We start from the raw sequence: 23,116 nt of genomic DNA on the forward strand, positions 1-23,116 counted from the left end.
TTTTTAGGGCTGGCCTTCTTTAGGTCAGCCTCAATAATAAGTAAGTTAGGGTAGTAGGAGAAATATTATGAAAAATAGTAAAAAGAGTATTATTTTTATTATAAGTACAGTTTTAATATCTTTTTTAATTATAGGATTTTCAAGATTTATATTTGATAATGGATTTATGAAGGATAGACTAAATAAAAATGTGCAATATTATGAAGGAAAAGTAAAGAGAATAACTAAAGAGATGTTAGAAGGAGATAAATACATAGAGGGTATAGAGCTAGGATATCAAAATATAGTCATAGAAATTTTAGAGGGACCAGAAAAGGGTAAGGAATATGAAATCGTAAATAATATTAGCAGAATATACAATATGCCAGTTGAGGAAGATACTAAAGTAATTCTAGGTTTCTTTTATGAGAAGGATGAAATAAAAGATATAGCTGTTTATAGTTATAAAAGAAGTAACATAATATTTTTGCTAGTACTATTATTTGTAATAGTTATAATTGGAGTAGGTGGAGTAAAGGGAATAAAATCATTAGTTTCACTGTTTTTTACTTGTGTTTGTATAATATTTTTAATGATTCCACTAATGTTAAGAGGGGTAAATCCAATATTAGCAGCAATTTTTTCAGCGCTTATAAGTACTATTGTTACATTGGTTTTAGTTTCTGGAATAAATAAAAAAACTTTTACTGCTATTTTAGGAACCTTAAGTGGAATAATTATATCAGGGGTAATAGCAATAAGTTTTGGAAAACTTGCAAATTTATCAGGTATTAGTATGGAAGAAGCTGAAAGTATGATGTATATAGCTGAAAATACCTCCTTAAATATTCATGGAATAATGTTTGCAGCTATATTAATAGCATCTTTAGGAGCAGTTATGGATGTTGCTATGTCTATTTCCTCATCAATTTTTGAAATAAATGATATTAATGATACTTTAAATAAAATGGGATTATTTAAAAGTGGAATGAATATAGGAAAGGATATAATAGGAACAATGGCTAATACATTAATATTAGCTTTTGCTGGAGGGTCCTTAAATACAATAATAATGTTATATGCTTCTAATATGAGTAAAAATCAAATATTAAATTTAGATGTGCTTTGTATAGAAGTTATACAAGGCCTTGCAGGCAGTATAGGAATTATACTTACAGTGCCAATAACAGCTTTTATAGCAAGTTATTTTTGTAAGTTGAATTTAAAAAAAGTGTAAAAGGTCTTTTAAATCAGGGATATAATATGATAGTATAAAAATCTAGACATTATTAATTGAGAATATTTAAGACTAAATGAGGAGGACAAGAATGAGCAAACAAAAGAAAGAGTTTCTTATGATTGGAATTGGATTAATAGGGTTATCACTAGTTTTACATTACGTGCATTATCTTATATTTCAAGATTTACATCATACACTAATATTTCTTTTTGCAGATATAGCCTTTATACCTATGGAAGTATTCTTTACTACTTTAGTAATTGATAAATTACTTGAAAAGAGGGAGAAAGAGCATTTAAGGGATAAGCTAAGTATGCTTATAGGAGTATTTTTTAGTGAATTAGGAACAGATATTTTAAATACATTTGTTTATGCAGATGATAATACAGAAATAATTGCTAAAGAGGCCTTAGTAACTAAGGAATGGAACAAAAATGAATTTAAGAATTTAGAAAAATTAGTAGATGAATATGAGTATGATATAGATATTAAAAAGGTGGACTTAATAGCTTTAGAAAAGAAATTAAATGCTCAAAAGGATTTAGTTATAAACTTAATAACTAATCCCATGTTAATAGAGCATGAAGAGTTTTCAGACATGCTTATGTCAATATTACATCTAAGAGAAGAACTAAGTAGTAGATGTTCTCATGAATTAGAAGAGTATGAAATAAAACATTTAGCAAAAGATATAAATGTTGCTTATAAGTATTTAACCTTTGAATGGATTCAGTACATGAAACAATTAAAAGCTAATTATCCACAATTATTCTTAAAAGCCTTAATTACAAATCCTTTTGATAAAAGATCATTAAAGGAAAAAGAATGTAGTTATTTATAAAAAAAGAAGTATGATATATCCTCTTAAGGTCATATCATACTTCTTTTTTAGTTATTCATTATTTGATATGTAGTTTTTTACATTTTTTAAAACTTCATCTTCACCAACATACATTATTATATCATCAGCCATTATTTTGAAATAAGGTCCTGGAGAAAGGAACATTTCTCCTTTTCTTTTAACTCCTATTATAGTTGCCTTTGTATTTTGCCAAAAGTCTAGATCTCCAATGCTTTTTCCAACAGCAAAGCTTTCACTTTCAACAATGCTTTCAAAGGGTATAACAGTCCCTACATTCCTAAGTTGCGTAGCAAATTCAATTATATTTTCTATGTTTTTTTCAAGTTGCTTGTCTAATTCGTTCTTAGCTTTTAATATTTTATAAGTATCATTACTTAGGGTTGTAAAGTCAGATTGAGCTTTAAACTTGCTTAAAAAGTCCTTGGCATTTTCTTTACTATTTATGATTATTCCACTTTTTTCATTAACAGATACTACGTTCATATCCTTAAGTAAGGCCACTGAGCGTCTTATAGTTTCTGGTGAAACTTTATATATGCTAACTAGGGTTGTACGACCTGTAATTTTACTTCCTTCTTTAAAATCATTATTTAAAACTCTATTAGCTATATCAATAGCTATTTTTATGTAGTTTGGCGTTTTTGTACGTTTAGCCATTATAATATCACGCTCCATAGGATTAATATATTGCACTAAATTGATTTTATCACTTAGATAATGGCTTTGTAAATTATAAAGGATGTTTTTAGTAAAAAATAAGAGTAGAAAATAAAATTTAATCAACATATATATTAAAAATTATTCATATATATTTAATGTATTGAATAAATATGGTACTTAGAATAGTGTGAAAATTTGGGGGTGGAATTTTGTTAAAGAATAGAGAGAGGATGAAAAGGTTAATAGCTTGTGGAATAGCAGCAAGTATAGTTTCAGTTAATGGATTATCTGTTCTTGCTTCTGAGTTAAATAAGTCAGATAAAGTTAATTTAGCTTTAAACAAAAAAACTGTTGCCTCTTCAAGAGAAGTTAATGACAAATGGGGTGCAGAATTAATAACTGATGGTATTAAGGATAAGCCAAGTGATCCAAATGCTAAGCCAGGAAATTCTAGGTGGGCTAGTTCAAGAAGTGTACCACAATGGATATACATTGATTTTGAAGAAGCAACAACCTTTGATCAAGTTGATATACTTTGGGATGGTGCATATTCAAGAAATTATAAATTAGAGGTTTCTAATGATGGGGAAACTTGGGAAGAAGTTTACGCAACTAGTGAGGGGAAAGGAAATCAAGAGTCTATAAATCTTGGAGAAGATATAACTGCTAATTATTTAAGAGTTAGTTGTGAAGATACAACTCATGAATGGGGAAATGTATCAATATATGAAGTTGAGGTTTATGATAACGAAAATGAGGAAAATGTAACTCCTCCAGAAACAGAGATAGGAGTTAATATTGCTTTAAATAAAACTGCTACGGCATCAGCATCAGAAACTAATACACTTACTCCAGATAAAGTTGTAGATGGAGATACATCTTCAAGAAATTCAAGATGGTCAAGTGGAGGATTTTCTAATGGTGCTAAACAGTGGATAACTATTGACCTAGAAAAGGAAAGCACTTTTGACAAGGTTAGATTATTCTGGGAAGCTGCCAACGCTAAGGTCTATGAAATTCAAACTTCTAATGATAATGAAAATTGGAAAACAGTTCATAGAAACGAAGCTGGAAAAGGTGGCACTGAGGTTATAGAATTAAGTGAAAAAGAAAATGCAAGGTATGTAAGAGTTTATTGTGAAAAAAATAATCCATCAGTATGGAATGCAGTATCTTTATATGAAGTAGAGATATATAATGGAGAGATTCCTTCATCTGGTGATTTAGATGAAGTTTTAAACTCATTAGAAGTTCCTACTATAAATAAGGGGGACTCTAAACTTCAAATGCCAGAGGTTCCAAAAGGGTTTGAGATAAAATTTATTGGGGCAGATTATAATCAAATAATAAATGATGATATGACCATAAATGAACCTTTAGTAGATACAAAGGTAGTTGTGGATTTTGAAATAAAAAAAGGCAGTCTAAAAAGAGAAACTACTGGTATTGAAATAACTGTACCTGGTAAATATTCTGGTTCTTTAGGAAGTAATACTAAGCCAGAAGTAGTTCCAAGTTTAAGAGAATGGGTTGGAAAAGATGGAAACTTTACTATAAGAGATTCTTCAAGAATAGTTATTGATCCTACCTATGAAAATGAACTAAGCAAAACTGCAAGTGAATTTAAATCTGATTATGAGGAGATAGTTGGTAAACCAATTGAAATAGTTTACTCAAGTTCACCTGTAGAAGGAGATTTTTATTTTACTTTAAATTGTGAAGATACGAGTATTGGAGAAGAAGGATATTATATGTATGTAGATGAGTACGTGAAAGTTGAAGCTACTCACAATACAGGAGCTTTCTACTCAACTAGATCAATACTTCAAATATTAAAGCAAAATGGAGAAACTATTCAAAAAGGAATAGTTAGAGACTTCCCAAGATATGAAAATAGAGGATTTATGCTTGATGTTGGAAGAAAATTCTTTACAATGGATTATTTAGAGCAGTTTATGGAAGCTATGTCTTGGTACAAATTAAATAACTTCCAAGTTCATTTAAGTGATAACTATATTTGGACTAATAATGAGAATTGGGAAACTGCTTATGCTGCTTTTAGATTAGAATCTGAAACATATCCAGGTTTAACAGCAACAGATGGAAGTTATACTAAAGAAGAATTTAGAGAATTTATAGAAAAGTCTGGGGATCATGGAGTAGAAATTATTCCAGAAATAGATGTTCCTGCTCACTCCTTAGCATTTACTCGCTATGATCAATCTTTAGCCTTAGGTACAGGAGGAGATGCAACTTATTTAGATGTAGGTAATCCAAAGGTTTATGATTTTGTAGATGGATTATTTGATGAATATTTAGGAGGAGAAAATCCAGTCTTTGGAGATCAAGATTTCCATATTGGAACAGATGAGTATAAGGGAGCACCTGAGAAAAAAGAAGAATTTAGAGCATTTACAGATAGATATCTTAAAAGAGTAAGAGATGATTATGGTAGAAATCCAAGACTATGGGGAAGTTTAGATGTTTTCCCAGGACAAACTCCTGTAACTAGCGATGGAGTCCTTATGAATATATGGTATAGGGGATATGCTGATGCTAGAAATATGATAAATCAAGGATATGATATTTTAAATACACAGGATGCAGATCTTTATATAGTTCCAGAAGCAGGTTACTATAATAACTATCTTAACACAAGATTTTTATATAATGAGTGGGAACCAAGAAGATTTGCTTCAGATTACAAACTTCCAGCAGGACATCCTCAATTAAAGGGAGGAATGTTTGCTGTATGGAATGATATGATAGATGAAAAAGCCAATGGAATATCTGAAAGAGATATTTATGATAGATCATTCCAGGCAGCTCAAGTTTTATCAGAAAAAATGTGGGCGGCACCTGATAGTGAAACAAGCTTTGAAGAGTTTAAAGAAAGAGTAGACAAAGTAAGTGATGTTCCAGATTCTAACTTAACTTATGATGTGGAATCTAAAACTGAAACTGTAATTGATTATGACTTTGAAGACGAGGCTACAGAAAATATTAAAGATAGTTCTGGAAATGAATATAATGCTACAGGAGTAAATGTAGAATCTGTAGAAGGTAAAGAAGGAAAAGGAATTAAATTAAGTGGAGGAGAAAGTTATATTGATACTCCAATTGATAACAAAGGTTTAGACTATACAGTTTCTATGTGGGTGAAGAAAGATGCAAATGGAGATTATAGTGAGCAAATATTATCAGAATCTAACACAGGGGTATTAAAGGCTTGTCAAAAAGAAACTGGTAATGTTGGTTTCTCAAGAGAAGGATATGACTATTCATTTAATTATAAATTACCAGAAGATGAATGGGTTGAGTTAACCTTCATTGGAGAATTAAATAAAACAAGTCTTTATGTAAATGGAGAATTTATAGAAACTATAAATAAGAGTAATGGTGGTAAGGTAGGAACATTTATTTTACCTTTAGATAAAATAGGAAGTTCAACTAATTCCTTTAAGGGTAGCATAGATGAAATTACTATTAAGGATGGTGCTCATAAAATTGTAGATCCTACAGTTATACCTCAAGAGCAAATGAGTGCAACTGCTAGCAGTGAGCATCCTAATATAGGATCAGAGGGAATAGCTGATTTTGCTATAGATGGAGATGAAAGTACTATATGGCATACTAAATGGAGTCCTGTAGAAGCATTACCTCAACACATTACTTTAGACTTAGGTGGAAGTTATAATATAAATAAATTTACTTATATGCCAAGACAAGATGCCTTAAATGGTAGTATAAGTAGATATGAATTCCAAGTTAGTACTGATGGAGAAAACTTTACAAAGGTTTTAGAGGGAGATTGGACTGCTGACCATAGTACTAAGGTATTAAAATTTGATCCAGTAGAAGCTACTCATGTAAGATTAGTGGCTAAAGCTGGTCATGGTGGATTTGCCTCAGCTGCTGAATTAAATGTTCATCAAGTTTTAGAGGTTCCAGAGGAAAATGTGGGTCAAAGTTTCTTAACTTTACCTGAAAGTGTTAAAGTAAATGAGAATTTTGATGTTTTCTTAGGTGCTAATGAAATAAAAGAAGATTTATCAGCTTATGCAGCAGAATTTACTTTAAAATATAATCAAGAAGTATTTGATTTAGTTGAAGTTACAAATGGAATAGATGGAGTTTTAGTAAATTATAAAGAATTAGAACCAGGCGTAGTAAAAATATTAGCTGCTAGTTTAGGAAATCCTATAGAAAATGCTGCAAACTTAGTAAAGGCAACACTTACTCCTAAGAGTGAATCAGAAAGAGAAATTTTTGAAGTAATTTCAGCAAACTTAGGTGATGGAGAAAATGGAAAGGTTTATGAATTAGGATTAACAAGTGGAGAGGTAGCAGTAGGCAAAGGTAGTGCAGAGATAATTGTTAACCCAGTAGAAAACTTTGTGGCTTCAGAGGTTAGTAGAAAATATGTAAATGTAACTTGGGAAGCTCCGAAGACAACTGAAGGTTTAGAAGGATATATTTTATATAAAGATGGTAAAAAGGTTGGAGAAGTTGGTGCTGATGAGACAACTTATAAATTCAAAGGCTTAAATAGACACACAATTTACAACTTTAAAATAGCTGCTAAGTATTCAAATGGAGAAATTTCTAGTAAGAAGTCAATAACTTTAAGAACAAGCAGAAATTAGAGAAATAAAAAAATAAGAAAAAGACCAGAATCTTTGATTTTGGTCTTTTTTTATAATAAATATTATTTTGCTATATAATATAATTAGTTATAGAAAGAGAGGATTGATTAACATGTTAAATGTAACCTTGTTAGGAACAGGGGGAGGCATGCCTATGCCAAATAGATTTTTATCATCAGTTGTTATGAATTTCAAGGGGAGAAAAATTCTTTTAGACTGTGGAGAGGGCACGCAGGTTTCTATGAGGGTAAATGGAACTGGATTTAAAAGTATAGATATTATTTGTATAAGTCATCTTCATGGAGATCATATATATGGATTACCAGGATTACTTTCTACAATTGGGAATAGTGGAAGAACAGAGGATATATATATAATAGGACCTAAGGGAATAAAAGAGGTTATAGATGGATTTTTAATAACCCTCCCACATCTTCCATATAAACTTAACATACTAGAAGATGCAAGTAATTTAGAATTCATGGTTAAAAAAGAAAAAATGGAATTAGTTGAATTGAATGAAAAAATAAGTTCAGATTTAAGTATAAAAACTCTAGAATTAGACCATTCTTTTCCTTGTTTAGGATACTCTTTTAATATAAGGAGAGGAAGAAAATTTAATGTGGAGAAAGCTTTAATGAATAAAGTTCCAAAGGAAGTGTGGTCTAAACTTCAAAGAAATGATGAAGTTAGTTTAAATGGAGTTAAATATTATAGTTATATGGTCTTAGGGGGTGAAAGAAAGGGAATAAAACTAAGTTACACAACAGATACAAGACCTACAGAGGATATACCAGGTTTTATAAAGGAAAGTGATTTATACATATGTGAAGGGACTTATGGAAGTGAAGAGGATATGCATAAGGCTATAAAAAATAAACATATGACTTTTAAGGAGGCAGCTAATTTAGCTAAAAGGGGTCAGGTAAAGGAATTATTATTAACTCATTTTAGTCCATCTATTAATGATCCAAAGGAATTTATAAATAATGCAAGAGAGGTATTTGAAAATTCCCATGCTGGAAGTGATGGAGAAGAAAGAGTTTTAAATTTTAAAGAATAATTAAAATAAAATAAGATGTTTAAAAATTCCAATAAATGTTATAATTGATATGTAATCTTATAACTAAGAAAGGGATTGATAATATGAAGGGGTTAATAGTTTTTGGAGAAAAAGGTTCAGGAAAAGATACTGTGGCTAAGCTTATAAATGAATATTCAGAAAAAAGTGTTAGTTTCTTTAATATAGGAGACTTAGTTAGGGATATGTCATGTATATTTTTAGCAACAGATAAGTGGGAAAATAAAAAAAGAGAATTTTATGTAGATACGGCTATAAAACTTAAGGAAATAGATGAGGACTTTTTAAGTTATTATGTATTAGGAAAAATACTAGATAAATTTAAAAAGAAATCTATGAAGGATATAGATAATGAGCAACTTATAATAGTAACTGGTGGAAGAACATATGAGGATTTTGAATTCTGGAAAAAGAGCGGTTTCAAAACATTGGGGGTTAAATGTGATGAGAAAGTAAGAATAGAAAGATTAAAGAGTAGAGATGGTTATGAACAAAATTCACAAGATGACCTTGAAAAGAATACAAGAAAAATAATTGATTTATGTGATTTTACAGTGGATAATAGCGGATCTTTTAAGGATTTAACAAAGGAAGTAACAGATTTTGTAGTTAAAAATGGATTATAAAATTCTACTAAGATAAATAAAAATAAGGTGTTTTAATAAATTTATAAAATTAATATTTGGGAATAATATTAAAAGAATAGGTAGGTTAATTCTTACTTATTCTTTTTTTATTTACAATAATATAATATAATGTTAATATATGGTTTGTTGGGAGGAATATATAAAAAAGAAATTTGTAATAGGAATTTTAATTGTAATAGTTTTATTTTTAATTTTCGGATTTAAAGATATTAAAGACGGCTTTGAAGATGGATTTAATGCGGCGATAAAAACAGAGCATTTAAATTAGCATTATATGTGTAAAAGTATTATAAGTGTAAGTATTCTGAATTAAAAGCATAGTTTTTAACTGTGCTTTTAATTTAGAATTATTATGCTTATATATTTTAAGTGCTTTATTTTATAATTATATAGAAGATAATAGTATATTAATATAATAGCTAATTATTTTTAAAATTACTTTTTAGAAGGAACAAATGAAAAAAATCTCTTTAATATTTATAGCTTTAAGCTTTGTTCTTTTATTTCTATTTTGTGGAAATAATGAAGTGCCTAGATACTCTTCTACAGGAGATAGAGATACTATTGAATCCTTTGGTGTAGATGGACAGTTTGCCATCTGAAAATTTCAATAAAAAATTAGATTTGTATGATACTAAAAATCAGGACGCTATTGATATTATATCAAATTATAAAGAAATAGAACCGTATGTTTATACTATAGGCGAAAAAGGTTATACTAAATTAAACTATGCCAATGGGAATCTTATACAATCAAATGATTTAAACAAATTTTCAAATAATGATAAAGCTATATTTGAAGATTTAAACAAATAAAAAGAAATGCTTTTATAATAAATTTATTATGAAAGCATTTCTTTTTATATGTGTAGAAAAGGAATGACATAAATGACCACCTGGAAGTAAATAAATAGAATAAATCTAGATAATAATGTAGCTTAATTAATTTAGCTTTGGTTAGATGAGTTTGTGTTTTAGCTTCTAAATTATTTATATATGATCTTTATAATCTTACTAGATTTAAGAGTTTATAATTAGTGTATTTTACCATTAATCTAGAATTTGGGTTCAATAAGATTTGATATTATATACTGAAAATATGGACACAAAATATCTTAATTTATATTAACTTTATCTGAGTTAATATAAAGTTAAGCTTAGTTTTTAAAGAATTTTATTGTATAATTATAAATGATTTAAGTTTAAGAGGTGAAAATTATGGCAAAAGATAAGAAGCTTAAGACAAATGCTATGAGAATATTAGATTCTAAAAAGGTTTCATATGAAATGTTAAGTTATGAAAGTGAAGATGGAAAGATAGATGGGATTTCTGTAGCTCATAAAATTGGAGTAGATGAGAAAAATGTATTTAAAACATTAGTAGCTCAAGGAACAAGCAAAGAGCTTTATGTTTTTGTTATACCAGTTGCAGAAGAATTAAATTTAAAATCATAGCTATTTTCTTATCTGTATATGTTAGATATGAATGTATATTATCTTCATCACCTTGAACTATATAGCCTTTAGTCTTTAAGTATAAATATACAGAGGGAGAGCTTTTAACATATATAGGTTTTCTTAATGTGGTAGCTAAAGTTCCCCCAAGAAAATTATGATTATATTTTTCTTTTATATATTTAATAATATTAGAGTTTTTTTCTTTCTCATATTTCATATTAAAAACATCTAAAATCATATCTTGTTTATTCCATTCAAGTCCACCATTTAAACCACTTTTAAATCCAGTAGGAGGGGAGCCACCAGTCCATTTACCTTTTTTTGCTATAGATAATAAATTATCTTTTACTCTTTGTTGAATATTAGTTCTTTCCATTTCAGCAAAACTAGCTAATAGTGTCAACATAATTTTTCCCATTTGAGTGTTTGGGTCAAAACCTTCACTTATAGAAATAAGTTCAACATTATTTTCTTTAAATAGTTCTAATATTTTTAAGAAGTCTAGGGTATTTCTAGCAATTCTATCTACTTTGTAACAAACAACTATATCAATTTCATTTAGTTGAGCCATTCTAAGCATTTTTTGAAAGGCAGGTCTATTAGTATTTCCACCTGAAAAACCTTCATCTTCAAAAACTTTAAATTTAGCATTAGGAAATTTATTATTTATGTAATCTTTACACATATTAATCTGAGTTTCTATGGATACTGATCCTTCAACTAGAACAGATTTTCTTGAATAAATAGCAACTTTTTTAATAGTAAGACCTCCATTAAACTGAACAAGAATTATAAATAATTTCATCTTCTATAATCATTAATTTAGATATTCTAAATTTATCTTCTTTTAGGTAGATTGATAATAACTTATATTTTATAATTTCTTCTGTAACATTAAAATGGAGTGAGAGTCCATATATAGTATTTATATTTTGGAGTATAGCTCCAATTATTTCATTATCAGATATTAAAAAATTAGAAGCCCATATTCTAGCTCTTTTTTCCTGTTTACTTCTATTAAGTTTATCAGAGTAAGTTATACATTCAGAAGTTAAATTTCCTGAGGAAGTAAAGTGATGACCAAGTTCTTCAGCTAATACAGATATATATTTTCTAGTATCAGTGAGTAAATTTTTATGTATTCCAATTATAGGATTCATTTCTGATACTTTAAAATAGATAACTTCAATATTAGATGATTTAAAATAAACTTCTTCTAATGCTATGTTCTCATATTCAATTAAACTATAAATATCACTTAAACTTTTCATTAGTTTCACCATCCATTTTATCTATTTATAGGATAATTATAACATTTATATGCGGAAAAGTCGAACGTATGTTCTTATGAGGATAAAAAAAAGCGATTAGTTTTACTAATCGCTTTAACTTTGTGAGTTTTCTATTGCATTAAAGATTGTTAATTTTAATAAATTAATATGATTTGAATTTTTTAAACCTGAAAATCTTAATGTATCCATTAAATATTTAGTATTATAATTCAAAAATAATTTACCTATACTATTATTTAAAAATGCAGTAGTTAAATCATCTATACCATTAAAATCAACAATTATTAAATCCTTAGTTTTTTCATTATTTTTAACAATATTGCATAATTTTTCATAAAGTTTATCTCCAATTTCGGAAGATACTGCAGAAGAAGTATTTAATTCCTCTAAAACCTTTAATTCCATAACCAATCCTCCTTGAGATTAATTTCATCTCTCATATTAAATATTATATTTCTTATTGACAATATGTGCAACTTTATTGAGTTTTCAAGTATAGTTTTTTCAGTTTTAGATAAATTATTAGATTTATTTATGTTTTTTAATAAGATTTTATAGTGTTGAATATATAATAGAAAGTTACTAGAAACTGATAAATAATATATATAATCTTTTAAATTAAGAATAGCACCTATAAAATCTATTAGCAAGGCTTGTGTTTCTTCAATAAAAACTGAAATATTATCACAAATTTTAGATTCACACATCAATGGAGATGAAATTATAAATTTTTTATATAAAATTTTATCATAAACATAAGTTATATCATGAGAATTTCTATGATTATATTTAGTAAAAACACAAAAGTTTTTACATAGTAAGTTATATAATTGTGGATTGTTGGAAAAATATTTATTGTCATAACAAATTGTAGAATTAAAAACTATACCATCAAATCCAGTTTCTTTTACTAGTTGAGCTAATAATTGTGGTAATACATATTCCTCGCAGAATGTAAACTTTCTTTTAGCAGCATAAGTTTTAAAACTACAACAGCAAGCTAATAAATACTGAAAAAAATATTTTCTTATACCATCTTGATTAAAATCGTCATCTATTATCATTTGATCTATTGATTCATTTAATGGGTTTTCATTATTTACTTTAATAAATTTTAAAAGATTAAAAGAATTATCAAATAATTTTAAAACGTTTGATTTTTTTGATGCATTATTTATTCTGAATGAAGAAATCTTTATATTATCACAATTTCTTAATTCAGATATTACACAAAGAGGACTACTTGCTAAGTATAGGAGAGGTTGTCCAACTAGTGAATAGCGTTGATTACCTATTAAATATCTTTTATTAAATGGAATATGAAACATATCCCAATGAGAAAGAATGCTTTCACATTGACGTCCTCTAAACAAAACTTTTTCATCAATAATATATTTTAAAGATAAAATTTTATGATTTTTTAACAAGTTTTTAAATAAATTTAATGCTTTAGTAGGTTTGGAATCAATCCAAAATAAATAAATTTTTTCTAATGTATCAAAGAAATTATTTATTTCTATTGGAGGTATGTTTTTTAATAATTCCAATAAAGCATAATTTTCTTTTGAATTATGTATTTCACACAAGTCAGATTTGATATTTTCCTTAAATTCATGTAAGAATTGTAATTTATATCTATTTAATGCATGTTCAAATCTATCTGTTCGTAATTGGATTGTTTCCCGTATATTGTGTTGGTTATAGCTATCTAAATAACAAAGTAGACACATTCTTAATCCTCCTTAAACATATCATAAATACTAAATATCGTATTTAAATTTAAATTTTCTTTTTTATATATTTTTTCAATTGGAATACTTAAACTTATTGAAGTTCCTGGAAATGGAGAAGAGAATTCAGCATAATAATCATCAGAATTATTTTTTATCTCACAATAGCCTTTTCCAGAAGATATATATAAATTACCATGAGATTTTTTTATAAAATCATAAATCATGAATAGACCTAAGCCACCAGGAGTAGTTAAATCTCTAGTTGTATTTGAACGTATTAAAGACCATTTTATATATTCATAATCAAATTCATAGTTTATTTTACGTTTTGATAATATTACATCTTTAAAAGTATCTCCTATATTGCAAATTGAAAAATTAATATAATTAGTTTTTTCATCATAATATCCACTTATGAAAATATCCTGAGAATATGTCGAGTTTATTGAAATTCCACTATGCATTCTAACATTTTCAAATAGTTCAGATAAATGCGAGATAATAGTATCAACTAAATCTTTATCAGAAATATTTAATAACTCATCACTTAAAAATTGTTTGAATTTTAAATAATCTTTTAAATTAAATGTTTTATATAAAAGTAATTTTGTATATATTAAATGTGGATCAAGCTGAGATTGTTTTAAAAAACCACAACTATTAAGAGTATAGTAATTAAGTTTATTAAGTTTATTGAAAACAATGTAATTGTTTCTTAACTTTAATTTAGTTAATACTAATCCAAGTGGTGCCATTAATAATGGATCTATGAACTTAGTATTTTCAGATAATAAAGAAATTTTACTGTTAGATTTATCTTTGAAAGTAGAATAGAGAATATTTACAAATTCATAGACACCTTTATTTGGAATAATCTTATTTGGGATTGTATATGTATATTCGTTCAATAAAAATCTCCTTTTAAATTCTATTTTTTATATTTATGTTTAACATATTCAATAAAGTCTTTAATTTCCTTTTTAGCTTCTTCAGGAAGCTCACCATCGATATCATTATCATTATGTAAAGCTAAAGTTAAACTATTATCATTAATAATATCTTCAGCTGATTCTTTAATACTTGATTTGCCTAAAAGGTAGTCTATAGAAACATTATAATAATCAGATAGTTTATTTAAAGTTTCAACATCAGGAATTCTTTTTCCTTGTTCATAGAAACCATAGGCACTTGTAGATATTTTTAAGTATTCAGCTACATCTTTTTGTAATGCACCTTTTTCATTTCTTAAACTTTTTAATCTATTATTTAACATAAAAACCACCTTTCATTATCAATATAATTATACAACTTAAAGTTGTATAATTCACCTAAAACAACAAAATGTTCAAAAAAACTTGGCAAACAACTATTTGTTGTATTAGCATAAGAGAATAAACAACGATAAGTTGTTTAGAGGTGGACTTATGAAAAATAAAATATTATTTTTAAGACTTAAAAAGGTCTTACTCAGAAAGAAATAGCTTGTATTTTAGGTATTACAACTAGTTATTTAGGTATTATAGGAAAGGGAGTAAGAAAACCTTCTTTAGACTTAGCATATAAAATTTCAAATTTATTTGAAACAACAATAGAGGATATTTTTTTGCAAACTAAAACAACAAATTGTTTTACCAATATATTATCTCAAGAAAGGGGAATAAAATTCTTTTTAAAATTAGAAATGAAACTTATAGCAGAAAAATATTTAGAGAGAGAAAAGAGATAATAAATAGATATATATAATTTAAAATACTAGAACTTCCATCAAATGTAGGTTCTTTTAATTTTGTAATAGATAAAAATATTACTTTTAAATTTAATTATATGTGAGGCGGTGATATGAATTATGTAGAAATAATAAGAGACTTAATCATTCTGACCCTTCAATAACTTTACACTATATAGGGATTGAGAAGAAAAATATAAACCATTTAAAGAACACAATATGTACTATGGGGTATTATTTGCAAGTTGTTGAGGTTAATATTGCAATAATATATAATTTAATATTGGGGTGATTAAATGGAGAAAAAAACTATTATAAAAAATATAACAATAGCGTTAATATTAATGTTAACATTTATATATTTTGTATTGTTTAGCATTTGGGAGATATGGGGTAATTATTTTAAAGTTAATGAATGGATTATATTTTGTGCAACTGTAGTAACTACATTAATAGGAGTGTATGCAACAATAATTGCTGTTTTAATTTCAATTGAGTATTCTAAAAATCAGAAAAAGGATGAGCAAAGAGAAAAATTAAGAAGAATTAATATTATAGTTTATACAGAGATATTAGAATATATTATCTCAGTAAAAAAAAGTTTTTATGAATATGTTTGGGGAAGAGAATGTAATTTTGAAAGTGAAAGTGTAAATGAAAACTTTAAAATTATAATTCCAGATATAAAGCCAGAAATAAAAGATTTAATATATGAATTAATGATTTATGATACAAATAAAAATATAGGAACTATAAAGAATATATATGATTATTATATTAAAAATAAAAAGATGATTGAAACAAATTATAATATTGAAGAAATCATATATTTTTTAGTAGAAAATATATTAGGAGATGAGTGTAAAGATATTTTATTTTGCACTATAAACAAACCTATTCCAATATATACAAGAGAAGAACTTTTAGGAGATTATTGGGATTTTATAGATGATGATATTGATGTAGAAACTATAGAATCAGATAAAGAATTTTTACCATTAGATACAAAACAGATGGAGAGTATATTTAAATTCCTTAAAAAATATAGAAAAAATAAAAATTTAATTAAAGAAAATAAAGATATTGAAGAAGCACTAAAATATCTATTAGGAGAGATTAAAAATTAAAAAGGTTTGTAATTATAGTGGATGCAATAAACTTATTAACTTAAATGAAACATATTGTAGTAAGTATTCATTTAATAAAAATAATGATATACCTAAGAATTATAAGTTAAGAAGAAAAGACAAAGATGAACAAGCTTTTCATAATTCTAAAGAATGTCATAAGGTTATTTTTAAAGATTTAGGATTATGCAAAGTTTGTTTAAGTAAGAATAAGAGTTACTTATGTTGTACATCACATAATAAAGTTAAAGGAAAGCAGGAAGCTTGGATTAAGGATAAGCTTCCTGTTTTCTTTATTTAATTCATGTCATCAGGAAATACATGCTAAGTATAGAAATGGTATGGTCACTAAAAGGGAAATTTAGGAAAGGGTATTTAAGCTAATTCCTAAAGTCTAGTGGATGTATAAAGTGTAGAAAGATTATATAATCTTAGTCTTTTTTATTTTAGGATTATATATTTTAAGTGTTTTATTGTATAATTATAAATGATTTAAGTTTAAGAGGTGAAAATTATGGCAAAAGATAAGAAGCTTAAGACAAATGCTATGAGAATATTAGATTCTAAAAAGGTTTCATATGAAATGTTGAGTTATGAAAGTGAAGATGGAAAGATAGATGGAATTTCAGTAGCTCATAAAATTGGAGTAGATGAGAAAAATGTATTTAAAACATTAGTGGCTCAAGGAACAAGCAAAGAGTTATATGTTTTTGTTATACCAGTAGCAGAAGAATTAGATTTAAAGAATGCTGCTAAGATAGCAGGCGAAAAGAAAGTTGAAATGATAGCAGTTAAGGATATAATGAAATATACTGGATATATTCGTGGTGGATGTTCCCCTATAGGAATGAAAAAGAACTATAAAACATTTATACATGAGAGTGCAGAAGATTTAGATTTTATAATATTTAGTGAAGGAAAGATAGGACATCAAATAAAAATGAATCCAAAAGATTTATTAAGTGTTGTAGAAGGGGAATTTGCATTTTTAATAAAATAGTAAAAACTAATTAGAATATAGTTTAAAAGAACTTTTAAGAAATTAAAAGTTTAGAATTTTAAAATAAATTTTAATTATTAAATGAAAGAGAAGCCACAAAGTTTTATGTGGCTTCTTTTTACTTTTTAAAGCATAGTTTTAGCAAATTTCATTAAAGAAGGAGCAGCTGCTAAAAGACTTTTGTTTGATTTTGAATTCATTTTTTTCATTGCACAGGTTACACCTATAATGCCTGCTGCAGCTCCTATGCAGGATGCAATAAGAACTTTTTTATTTACTTGAATTTCTTTGTTTAATAGACAAGATCTTATTTTGCAATTCTCATCATTAGAGTTAGCACAATCCTTTAAATCTTCCATAGAATCAAAGAATGAATAATCCTCTAAGTCATCTTCCTTAGAGTTATTCATTGAATAGTTATCTCTATAATGAGATGGGGGAACAAAGCGTTTAGATTTTTTTCTTAAGGCTTTGTATTCTTTATCCATATTTATACCAATTGCTTTATACATAAAATCACCTCAAATTTATTATTTACAAAATTAATTTATATAATCACAAATTAAAATCTTTTTATAATTTCCTTAATGATAAAAACTTAAAGATTAAAATAATATATTAAGTAACTTTAATATGATTGGTGAATAAAATGTATTATATGGGATATATTCCAAATTTATTTAGAAGGCGTGAATTTGTATGAATAAAAATGATTTAAATAAAGTTGAAGAAGGATATTATGGGAATAAGGAAGATTATTATGATAAGCAAGGGCATTGTTACACTAGTTTTTTTATAAGTGATATTATTATAGATAACAATAAGAAAGGTAGCGTTACAATAAATAATAATTTTGATATTTCTAAAGAAAAAAAAGATTTTTTGAAAGAAGAACTTTTAAAATATTTTAAACTTGAAAAAAATGAAAGTTTAGATGATGAAGAGTTAGATAAACTTATAAGATTTTTTGTAGAAAATTTAGGAGCACAATTTTATATACAAGGGGTTATAGATTCTTATAAATATATTGTTGAAAAATCTGATGATTTGTTGAGTGTAGAAAGATGATAGAACATAGAAGTTGTCCAGTTTAAATAGGGGCAACTTCTTTTTTTGTTATTTTTGATATTTTTTTGTAACTATTTTGTTGATAAATTCTACTAAAGAATATATTATAGAAGGTGAAGAATTATTTTAGGCAGGGCTTAATATGACTACTAGGGAGGATTGTGTATGAATAGGAATAAGATAGCAGCTTTGATTTTTGCTGTATCAACGGTATGTGTTGTTTCAGCACACAGTGAAAATGCTTATGCAACAGAACATAAAAATTCTAATCAATTAGAAGAGAATAATCAAACTAGATCGGTAAAAAAAGGACAAGTTATAAATGTAAGTACAAATTTAAGAATTAGAAAGAGTCCAAATACAAGCAGTGATGTTATTGGATATTTAACTAATGGTGAAATTTTTAATATAGATGGAAAAGAAGGTTCATGGTATAAAATAAATGCTAATGGTAAAGTTGGCTATATTCATGGAGATTATGTTAAAGAAGTAAGTGGAAATTCTAATAGTAGCAGCAATAATAGTGGAAGTAATTCAAATTTAGATACTTCATTAGCTGGGAAAAAGGGTACTGTTGTAAACGTAAGTACTTCTTTAAGAGTTAGACAATCACCAAGCACAAGTAGCTCAGTTGTAGGTAGCCTAAGAGGTGGTCAGACATTTGAGATAAAGGGTAAAAGTGGAAGTTGGTATTATATAAATGCAAATGGACTTACAGGATATATTCATGGAGATTATGTACAAGTAGGTGAAAATAGTTCAAATAATGGTGGGCAATCATCAGGAAATAATGGACAATCATCAGAAAATAACTCAGGAATGGATACTTCATTAGCAGGAAAAACTGGTAAGGTTGTAAATGTAAGTACTTCTTTAAGAATTAGACAATCACCAAGTACAAGTAGCTCAGTTGTTGGATCATTAAGTGCAGGACAAACTTTTAAGATAAATGGTAAAAATGGAGCTTGGTATAATATTGATGCACAAGGAACAAAAGGACATGTTCATGGAGATTATGTACAAGTATTAAGTGGAAACGAAAGTTCTAATAGTGGAAGTAATAATAACCAAAGTGGAAGCCAAAATAACAATTTAGATGAATCTTATAATGGAAAAGCTGGAAAGGTTGTAAATGTAACAACTAATTTAAGACTTAGAAGTCAACCTAGTACTAGTAGTTCTGTTTTAGCATATTTATTACCTAATGAAAGATTTACTTTACAGGGAAAGACTTCTTCAGGATGGTTTAAAGTAAATTATAATGGAAAAATTGGTTATTTACATGAAGATTATGTTAAAATAGTATCTTCAAATGAAGGTTCAAATGGAGGCGTAAATGAAAATTTAGGTTCAAGCCAAAATGGAAGCACAGGTGGCGGACAAGTTAACCAAAGTAAATATGAACAAGTTTTAAGTATTATGAAATCTCAAATTGGTTCTCCATATATTTATGGAGGAGCTGGAGAAACACTAACTTCAAGCTTATTAAGTAGCTTAAGAAGAACTTTCCCAGATCATGCTGCAAGAGGATTTTATGATATACCATCAAACTATTTAAATGGAAATTACAGAGCTTTTGATTGCTCTGGATTAATGCAATGGAGTTTTAGACAAGCTGGAATTAGTTTAGGAAGAACAACTTGGGATCAAATAAACAATGGATATGAAGTTTCTCCAAGTAATGCTAAGCCAGGAGACTTATTATTCTTTAGTAATTTAGGCCATGTAGGTATGTATATAGGAAATGGTCAATGGATAGAGGCTCCTAACAAAGGTAAATTTGTTTCTATTACATCTGTTCCATGGAGTAAAATAGGAAGAGCAAGAAGAGTTCTTTAAGATTAACATAATAAATTTATTATAAAGCAAGTTATATTTAGTAAACTATTACTAAATATAACTTGTTTTTTTATTTATTCAATATACAAATTTTGTAAAATATTATATAATTAAAATGTAAAATAATGGGAGGTGGTTTGGTGAAAAAATTATTATTATTTATTAGTAGTTATGAAGGGGAAAAGAGTAATTCCTATTATATAGCAAATTATATAGAAAAAAAGTTATTAGGTAAGGTAGAATGTACTAAAATATTATTAAGTGATAATGAGTTAGATGGAATAAAAGATAAAATTAGAAATTGTGATAATGTGATTTTTATTACTTCATTAAGAAAAGATGAGTTTAATAGAATATCAAAAATGTTTTTAGAGGCCATTAGAGAGGAAAATAAGAATAAGGAGCATAATAAAGAAATAAAGTTTTCAGCTATTTTAAATGGTGATATTGAAGTTTTAAGTGGAGTAGAAAAAATAGAAAAATTATTAGAAAACTGCATGGAGATATGTAACAAGAAATATATTGTTTGGCAGAAGGGCATAGGAGTATTAGCTAAATTAAATCTATGGGAAAGTGGTTTAGAAAATAATGATTTAGAATATGATCAATTAGAAATAGAATTAGAAATGTTTTGTCAAGATATAGTAAATGAAAAGAGATACCACCATAATAGCTTTGCTATACCTAAAAAGGGAAGTGGATTTTTTAAATTTATAAATAATAAAATAAAGCAATTTACTTAGGTTTATAACTAGGATATAATCATTAAATAAAAAATATATAATTTATGGAGATTAATTATATTTTTTATGATTTTGAGACTATTAAGTTATTATATAGATTAAGTTATTTAAATAAAAAGGGGATTAGAGAACATTATATAGCTTTGTTAAAAAAAACAAAACTATATAATGTATTTTTCTTTAAATAAATTTTTCTTCAGAGAAAATTACTTGTATTTTTATAATTATTTTTATAAATTAAGGCTATTATCTAAAGTCCTTTTTTATTAGAATCAGGGGAAATACCTTTATCTTTTAAAATTTCATAAATTGTTTTAGATGTTGTATCTTCCATTGAATAGCCTAAGTCTATTAAAATTTCACTAAGTTTTTCCTCAGAAGAAGTTTCTATTTCTATGTATGGAAATGGACAAAATGATGGGTCATTAATATCTATTTCTATTAATGAATCTTTATATTTATAGCTTTCTCTATATTTCTTTATAGTTTCAAATAATTCTAATCCTAAAGATTTAAAGATATTTTTACCCATAGCTCCATCTTCTATGATTGTTTCATTTTCTTCCATTACTTTAAACTTATCTTGGCTAAGCATTTTTTTTGTAGTCATAAAATAAACTGTTTTATTGTTTATAAGATCTTCAACAGTTCTTATTCTTGCATAACCTTTTTTATCTAATAATTTTCTATCTGGAAAATCAAAAATATCGTTTGTTTGATTTTCACGCTTTACATTTTCTGCCCCAAGTTTATTTAATGTTTCTCTTATCTTTTCAAAATCTATATCTATAATACGTGTTTCAAGTTCTTTCATAATTAAACTACCTCCAAATTCTTTATAATACTATTATAAACAAATTGTTAAAGGGAGAAAAGAATAGTATGGTGATTTTTCCTTTATACTTTGATAAAATATAAGATGTGTCAAATTTAAGAAAAGTGGGAGGATAAAGATGGAATACGTAAATGATATAAATATAATAGAAGCTGTTATACATATATTAGACAGTAACAGTGATGAACCTATATTAAATGAGTATAAATTAGAGTTAACAGATGAAATTTATAAGTTTATATATAAGCATGTAGAAAAGGGGTTAAAAAGTGAAGATTTAAAGTATGCTGTTTTTAATCCAGAAAGACATATAGTTAAGGAAGTTTCTCAAGATTTTTTAAATGGAGTTAATAATGATATAGTGGAAGTTTCTAAGGAACTAGCAAGACAGATGTTTTATATTATGAAGGCAAATATAAATATTCCAAGTTGTGATTTACTTACAGTATCAATATCCACAGATCAAGGACCTATGCTAGGAATTTTAAAAATGGATTACATAAAGAACTTTACTCATAAGGTTGATTTTGTCCATGATAAAATAGGAATAGGAATAGTAGAACAGGCAGCAGGACTTCCAGCATCAGGACAAAAAGTTCAAAAGTGTGCATTTATAAAACCTATAAGAGAAGATCAAAAGGTTAATCTTATGGTAATAGATAAGAAAAAGAAATCTTCAGAAGATGATTATTTATCTTTAAATTACTTTGTAGATAATTATTTAGGATGCACAGTTTTTCAAAATGAAAGAGATATGACAAAAACTTTTGTAAAGGCAACAGAAGAGTGGACTAGAAATAATATTATTGAAGATGCAGAAAAAGCTGAAGGTATAAGAAGTAAAATAAAGAATAAGCTTAAAGAAGAGGAAATTATAAATATAGAAGAATTATCCCGTGAGTTATTTAATGAAGAAGAGCCTATACTAAAGAATGATTTTACAACCTTTGTAAGAGGTCATGGCTTAGAGAATGATGTTGAAGTTGATAAACTTTGGATCGAAAAAAAGATGAAGAGAACTAGACTTAAAATAGATAAGGAAATAGACTTATATATTGATGATGAAGCTTATCATGATGACTCTAAATTTGAAATTGTGAGAAATGGTGATGGAAGCATAAATATGGTTATAAAAAATATTAAAAATTATATAGAGAAATAAAAAAAGAGATTAGAAAAT

23 protein-coding genes and 1 pseudogene are annotated in these 23,116 nt (G+C 26.7%); 15 read left to right on the top strand and 9 right to left on the bottom strand.

Going from position 1 to position 23,116, the window contains the following annotated elements; all coding sequences use genetic code 11:
* Positions 1–67: 67 nt before the first annotated feature.
* On the top strand, positions 68–1,216 hold the full coding sequence (locus I6G60_RS08510) for a YibE/F family protein (RefSeq protein WP_110016212.1): 1,149 nt from the start codon (positions 68–70) through the stop codon (positions 1,214–1,216).
* Between the two features lie 91 nt (positions 1,217–1,307).
* Positions 1,308–2,060 carry a hypothetical protein gene (locus I6G60_RS08515; protein ID WP_003460038.1) on the top strand — a complete coding sequence of 251 codons (753 nt, stop codon included), beginning with the start codon at positions 1,308–1,310 and terminating at the stop codon, positions 2,058–2,060.
* A 51-nt stretch (positions 2,061–2,111) separates the two neighbouring features.
* On the opposite strand, the gene I6G60_RS08520 is transcribed toward I6G60_RS08515, so the two are convergent.
* Positions 2,112–2,738, bottom strand: coding sequence for a TrkA C-terminal domain-containing protein (locus tag I6G60_RS08520; RefSeq protein ID WP_003449118.1), 627 nt, complete (start codon positions 2,736–2,738; stop codon positions 2,112–2,114).
* 212 nt (positions 2,739–2,950) lie between these two features.
* Between I6G60_RS08520 and I6G60_RS08525 the strand changes: the two genes are divergently transcribed.
* The 6 genes and pseudogenes from I6G60_RS08525 to I6G60_RS08545 form a co-directional block, all read left to right on the top strand.
* The gene (locus I6G60_RS08525; protein ID WP_111744234.1) at positions 2,951–7,387 is read left to right on the top strand and encodes a discoidin domain-containing protein; all 4,437 of its coding nucleotides are present in this window, start codon (positions 2,951–2,953) and stop codon (positions 7,385–7,387) included.
* Positions 7,388–7,499: 112 nt separating this feature from the next.
* Positions 7,500–8,450 (top strand): ribonuclease Z, encoded by a 951-nt coding sequence (locus I6G60_RS08530; protein WP_110016214.1) that lies wholly within the window; start codon positions 7,500–7,502, stop codon positions 8,448–8,450.
* A gap of 83 nt (positions 8,451–8,533) precedes the next feature.
* Positions 8,534–9,094, top strand: a complete 561-nt coding sequence (locus I6G60_RS08535) for an AAA family ATPase (RefSeq protein WP_110016215.1) — start codon at positions 8,534–8,536, stop codon at positions 9,092–9,094.
* A gap of 476 nt (positions 9,095–9,570) precedes the next feature.
* The gene (locus I6G60_RS15265; RefSeq protein WP_223932454.1) at positions 9,571–9,717 is read left to right on the top strand and encodes a hypothetical protein; all 147 of its coding nucleotides are present in this window, start codon (positions 9,571–9,573) and stop codon (positions 9,715–9,717) included.
* Positions 9,707–9,931 (top strand): hypothetical protein, encoded by a 225-nt coding sequence (locus I6G60_RS15270; RefSeq protein WP_223932453.1) that lies wholly within the window; start codon positions 9,707–9,709, stop codon positions 9,929–9,931. Before I6G60_RS15265 ends, I6G60_RS15270 begins: the two co-directional genes overlap by 11 nt.
* A gap of 402 nt (positions 9,932–10,333) precedes the next feature.
* Positions 10,334–10,567, top strand: a pseudogene (locus I6G60_RS08545) (Cys-tRNA(Pro) deacylase); the annotation flags it as partial.
* Here the strand turns inward: I6G60_RS08545 and I6G60_RS08550 are convergent.
* From I6G60_RS08550 to I6G60_RS08575, 6 genes are all read right to left on the bottom strand, one after another.
* Complete coding sequence (locus tag I6G60_RS08550; protein ID WP_223932452.1) at positions 10,533–11,378, bottom strand: recombinase family protein; 846 nt, start codon at positions 11,376–11,378, stop codon at positions 10,533–10,535. The pseudogene I6G60_RS08545 and the gene I6G60_RS08550 overlap by 35 nt on opposite strands.
* Positions 11,347–11,844, bottom strand: coding sequence for an ImmA/IrrE family metallo-endopeptidase (locus I6G60_RS08555; RefSeq protein WP_110034792.1), 498 nt, complete (start codon positions 11,842–11,844; stop codon positions 11,347–11,349). Before I6G60_RS08555 ends, I6G60_RS08550 begins: the two co-directional genes overlap by 32 nt.
* A gap of 114 nt (positions 11,845–11,958) precedes the next feature.
* The gene (locus tag I6G60_RS08560) at positions 11,959–12,270 is read right to left on the bottom strand and encodes an STAS-like domain-containing protein (RefSeq protein WP_110034791.1); all 312 of its coding nucleotides are present in this window, start codon (positions 12,268–12,270) and stop codon (positions 11,959–11,961) included.
* Complete coding sequence (locus I6G60_RS08565; RefSeq protein ID WP_111744233.1) at positions 12,261–13,595, bottom strand: hypothetical protein; 1,335 nt, start codon at positions 13,593–13,595, stop codon at positions 12,261–12,263. Before I6G60_RS08565 ends, I6G60_RS08560 begins: the two co-directional genes overlap by 10 nt.
* A gap of 2 nt (positions 13,596–13,597) precedes the next feature.
* Positions 13,598–14,506, bottom strand: a complete 909-nt coding sequence (locus tag I6G60_RS08570) for an ATP-binding protein (protein ID WP_110034789.1) — start codon at positions 14,504–14,506, stop codon at positions 13,598–13,600.
* Positions 14,507–14,526: 20 nt separating this feature from the next.
* Positions 14,527–14,871: a helix-turn-helix domain-containing protein gene (locus I6G60_RS08575; RefSeq protein WP_110034788.1), complete on the bottom strand. Its 345-nt coding sequence runs from the start codon at positions 14,869–14,871 to the stop codon at positions 14,527–14,529.
* Positions 14,872–15,201: 330 nt separating this feature from the next.
* Here I6G60_RS08575 and I6G60_RS15395 point away from each other — a divergent pair, with 330 nt between their 5' ends.
* From I6G60_RS15395 to ybaK, 3 genes are all read left to right on the top strand, one after another.
* On the top strand, positions 15,202–15,324 hold the full coding sequence (locus I6G60_RS15395; protein ID WP_257261388.1) for a hypothetical protein: 123 nt from the start codon (positions 15,202–15,204) through the stop codon (positions 15,322–15,324).
* 296 nt (positions 15,325–15,620) lie between these two features.
* Complete coding sequence (locus I6G60_RS08585) at positions 15,621–16,451, top strand: hypothetical protein (RefSeq protein ID WP_110034787.1); 831 nt, start codon at positions 15,621–15,623, stop codon at positions 16,449–16,451.
* Positions 16,452–16,965: 514 nt separating this feature from the next.
* Positions 16,966–17,451, top strand: a complete 486-nt coding sequence (gene ybaK, locus I6G60_RS08590; protein ID WP_110016216.1) for a Cys-tRNA(Pro) deacylase — start codon at positions 16,966–16,968, stop codon at positions 17,449–17,451.
* A gap of 125 nt (positions 17,452–17,576) precedes the next feature.
* On the opposite strand, the gene I6G60_RS08595 is transcribed toward ybaK, so the two are convergent.
* Positions 17,577–17,963: a hypothetical protein gene (locus I6G60_RS08595; protein ID WP_011010406.1), complete on the bottom strand. Its 387-nt coding sequence runs from the start codon at positions 17,961–17,963 to the stop codon at positions 17,577–17,579.
* A 187-nt stretch (positions 17,964–18,150) separates the two neighbouring features.
* Between I6G60_RS08595 and I6G60_RS08600 the strand changes: the two genes are divergently transcribed.
* From I6G60_RS08600 to I6G60_RS08610, 3 genes are all read left to right on the top strand, one after another.
* Positions 18,151–18,519, top strand: a complete 369-nt coding sequence (locus tag I6G60_RS08600) for a DUF2164 family protein (protein WP_003449139.1) — start codon at positions 18,151–18,153, stop codon at positions 18,517–18,519.
* A 165-nt stretch (positions 18,520–18,684) separates the two neighbouring features.
* Positions 18,685–20,358 (top strand): C40 family peptidase, encoded by a 1,674-nt coding sequence (locus tag I6G60_RS08605; RefSeq protein ID WP_110016217.1) that lies wholly within the window; start codon positions 18,685–18,687, stop codon positions 20,356–20,358.
* A gap of 140 nt (positions 20,359–20,498) precedes the next feature.
* The gene (locus I6G60_RS08610) at positions 20,499–21,101 is read left to right on the top strand and encodes a hypothetical protein (protein ID WP_042262674.1); all 603 of its coding nucleotides are present in this window, start codon (positions 20,499–20,501) and stop codon (positions 21,099–21,101) included.
* A 250-nt stretch (positions 21,102–21,351) separates the two neighbouring features.
* On the opposite strand, the gene I6G60_RS08615 is transcribed toward I6G60_RS08610, so the two are convergent.
* A complete protein-coding gene (locus I6G60_RS08615) occupies positions 21,352–21,915 on the bottom strand; it encodes a class IV adenylate cyclase (protein ID WP_003469797.1) in 564 nt (187 codons plus the stop codon).
* Positions 21,916–22,054: 139 nt separating this feature from the next.
* On the opposite strand from I6G60_RS08615, the gene I6G60_RS08620 reads away from it, so the two are divergent.
* The gene (locus tag I6G60_RS08620; protein ID WP_003469802.1) at positions 22,055–23,098 is read left to right on the top strand and encodes a nucleoid-associated protein; all 1,044 of its coding nucleotides are present in this window, start codon (positions 22,055–22,057) and stop codon (positions 23,096–23,098) included.
* The last annotated feature ends 18 nt before the right edge of the window (positions 23,099–23,116 follow it).

Source organism: Clostridium perfringens (assembly GCF_016027375.1).
Classification (GTDB): domain Bacteria; phylum Bacillota; class Clostridia; order Clostridiales; family Clostridiaceae; genus Sarcina; species Sarcina perfringens.

What these genes read in the sequence shown, in the direction of transcription:
- I6G60_RS08510 (WP_110016212.1), top strand. Translation starts at nt 68, where the DNA reads ATGAAAAATAGTAAAAAGAGTATTATTTTTATTATAAGTACAGTTTTA.
- I6G60_RS08515 (WP_003460038.1), top strand. Translation starts at nt 1,308, where the DNA reads ATGAGCAAACAAAAGAAAGAGTTTCTTATGATTGGAATTGGATTAATA.
- I6G60_RS08520 (WP_003449118.1), bottom strand. Translation starts at nt 2,738, where the DNA reads ATGGCTAAACGTACAAAAACGCCAAACTACATAAAAATAGCTATTGAT.
- I6G60_RS08530 (WP_110016214.1), top strand. Translation starts at nt 7,500, where the DNA reads ATGTTAAATGTAACCTTGTTAGGAACAGGGGGAGGCATGCCTATGCCA.
- I6G60_RS08535 (WP_110016215.1), top strand. Translation starts at nt 8,534, where the DNA reads ATGAAGGGGTTAATAGTTTTTGGAGAAAAAGGTTCAGGAAAAGATACT.
- I6G60_RS15265 (WP_223932454.1), top strand. Translation starts at nt 9,571, where the DNA reads ATGAAAAAAATCTCTTTAATATTTATAGCTTTAAGCTTTGTTCTTTTA.
- I6G60_RS08550 (WP_223932452.1), bottom strand. Translation starts at nt 11,378, where the DNA reads ATGAAATTATTTATAATTCTTGTTCAGTTTAATGGAGGTCTTACTATT.
- I6G60_RS08555 (WP_110034792.1), bottom strand. Translation starts at nt 11,844, where the DNA reads ATGAAAAGTTTAAGTGATATTTATAGTTTAATTGAATATGAGAACATA.
- I6G60_RS08560 (WP_110034791.1), bottom strand. Translation starts at nt 12,270, where the DNA reads ATGGAATTAAAGGTTTTAGAGGAATTAAATACTTCTTCTGCAGTATCT.
- I6G60_RS08565 (WP_111744233.1), bottom strand. Translation starts at nt 13,595, where the DNA reads ATGTGTCTACTTTGTTATTTAGATAGCTATAACCAACACAATATACGG.
- I6G60_RS08575 (WP_110034788.1), bottom strand. Translation starts at nt 14,871, where the DNA reads ATGTTAAATAATAGATTAAAAAGTTTAAGAAATGAAAAAGGTGCATTA.
- I6G60_RS08585 (WP_110034787.1), top strand. Translation starts at nt 15,621, where the DNA reads ATGGAGAAAAAAACTATTATAAAAAATATAACAATAGCGTTAATATTA.
- ybaK (WP_110016216.1), top strand. Translation starts at nt 16,966, where the DNA reads ATGGCAAAAGATAAGAAGCTTAAGACAAATGCTATGAGAATATTAGAT.
- I6G60_RS08595 (WP_011010406.1), bottom strand. Translation starts at nt 17,963, where the DNA reads ATGTATAAAGCAATTGGTATAAATATGGATAAAGAATACAAAGCCTTA.
- I6G60_RS08600 (WP_003449139.1), top strand. Translation starts at nt 18,151, where the DNA reads ATGAATAAAAATGATTTAAATAAAGTTGAAGAAGGATATTATGGGAAT.
- I6G60_RS08605 (WP_110016217.1), top strand. Translation starts at nt 18,685, where the DNA reads ATGAATAGGAATAAGATAGCAGCTTTGATTTTTGCTGTATCAACGGTA.
- I6G60_RS08615 (WP_003469797.1), bottom strand. Translation starts at nt 21,915, where the DNA reads ATGAAAGAACTTGAAACACGTATTATAGATATAGATTTTGAAAAGATA.
- I6G60_RS08620 (WP_003469802.1), top strand. Translation starts at nt 22,055, where the DNA reads ATGGAATACGTAAATGATATAAATATAATAGAAGCTGTTATACATATA.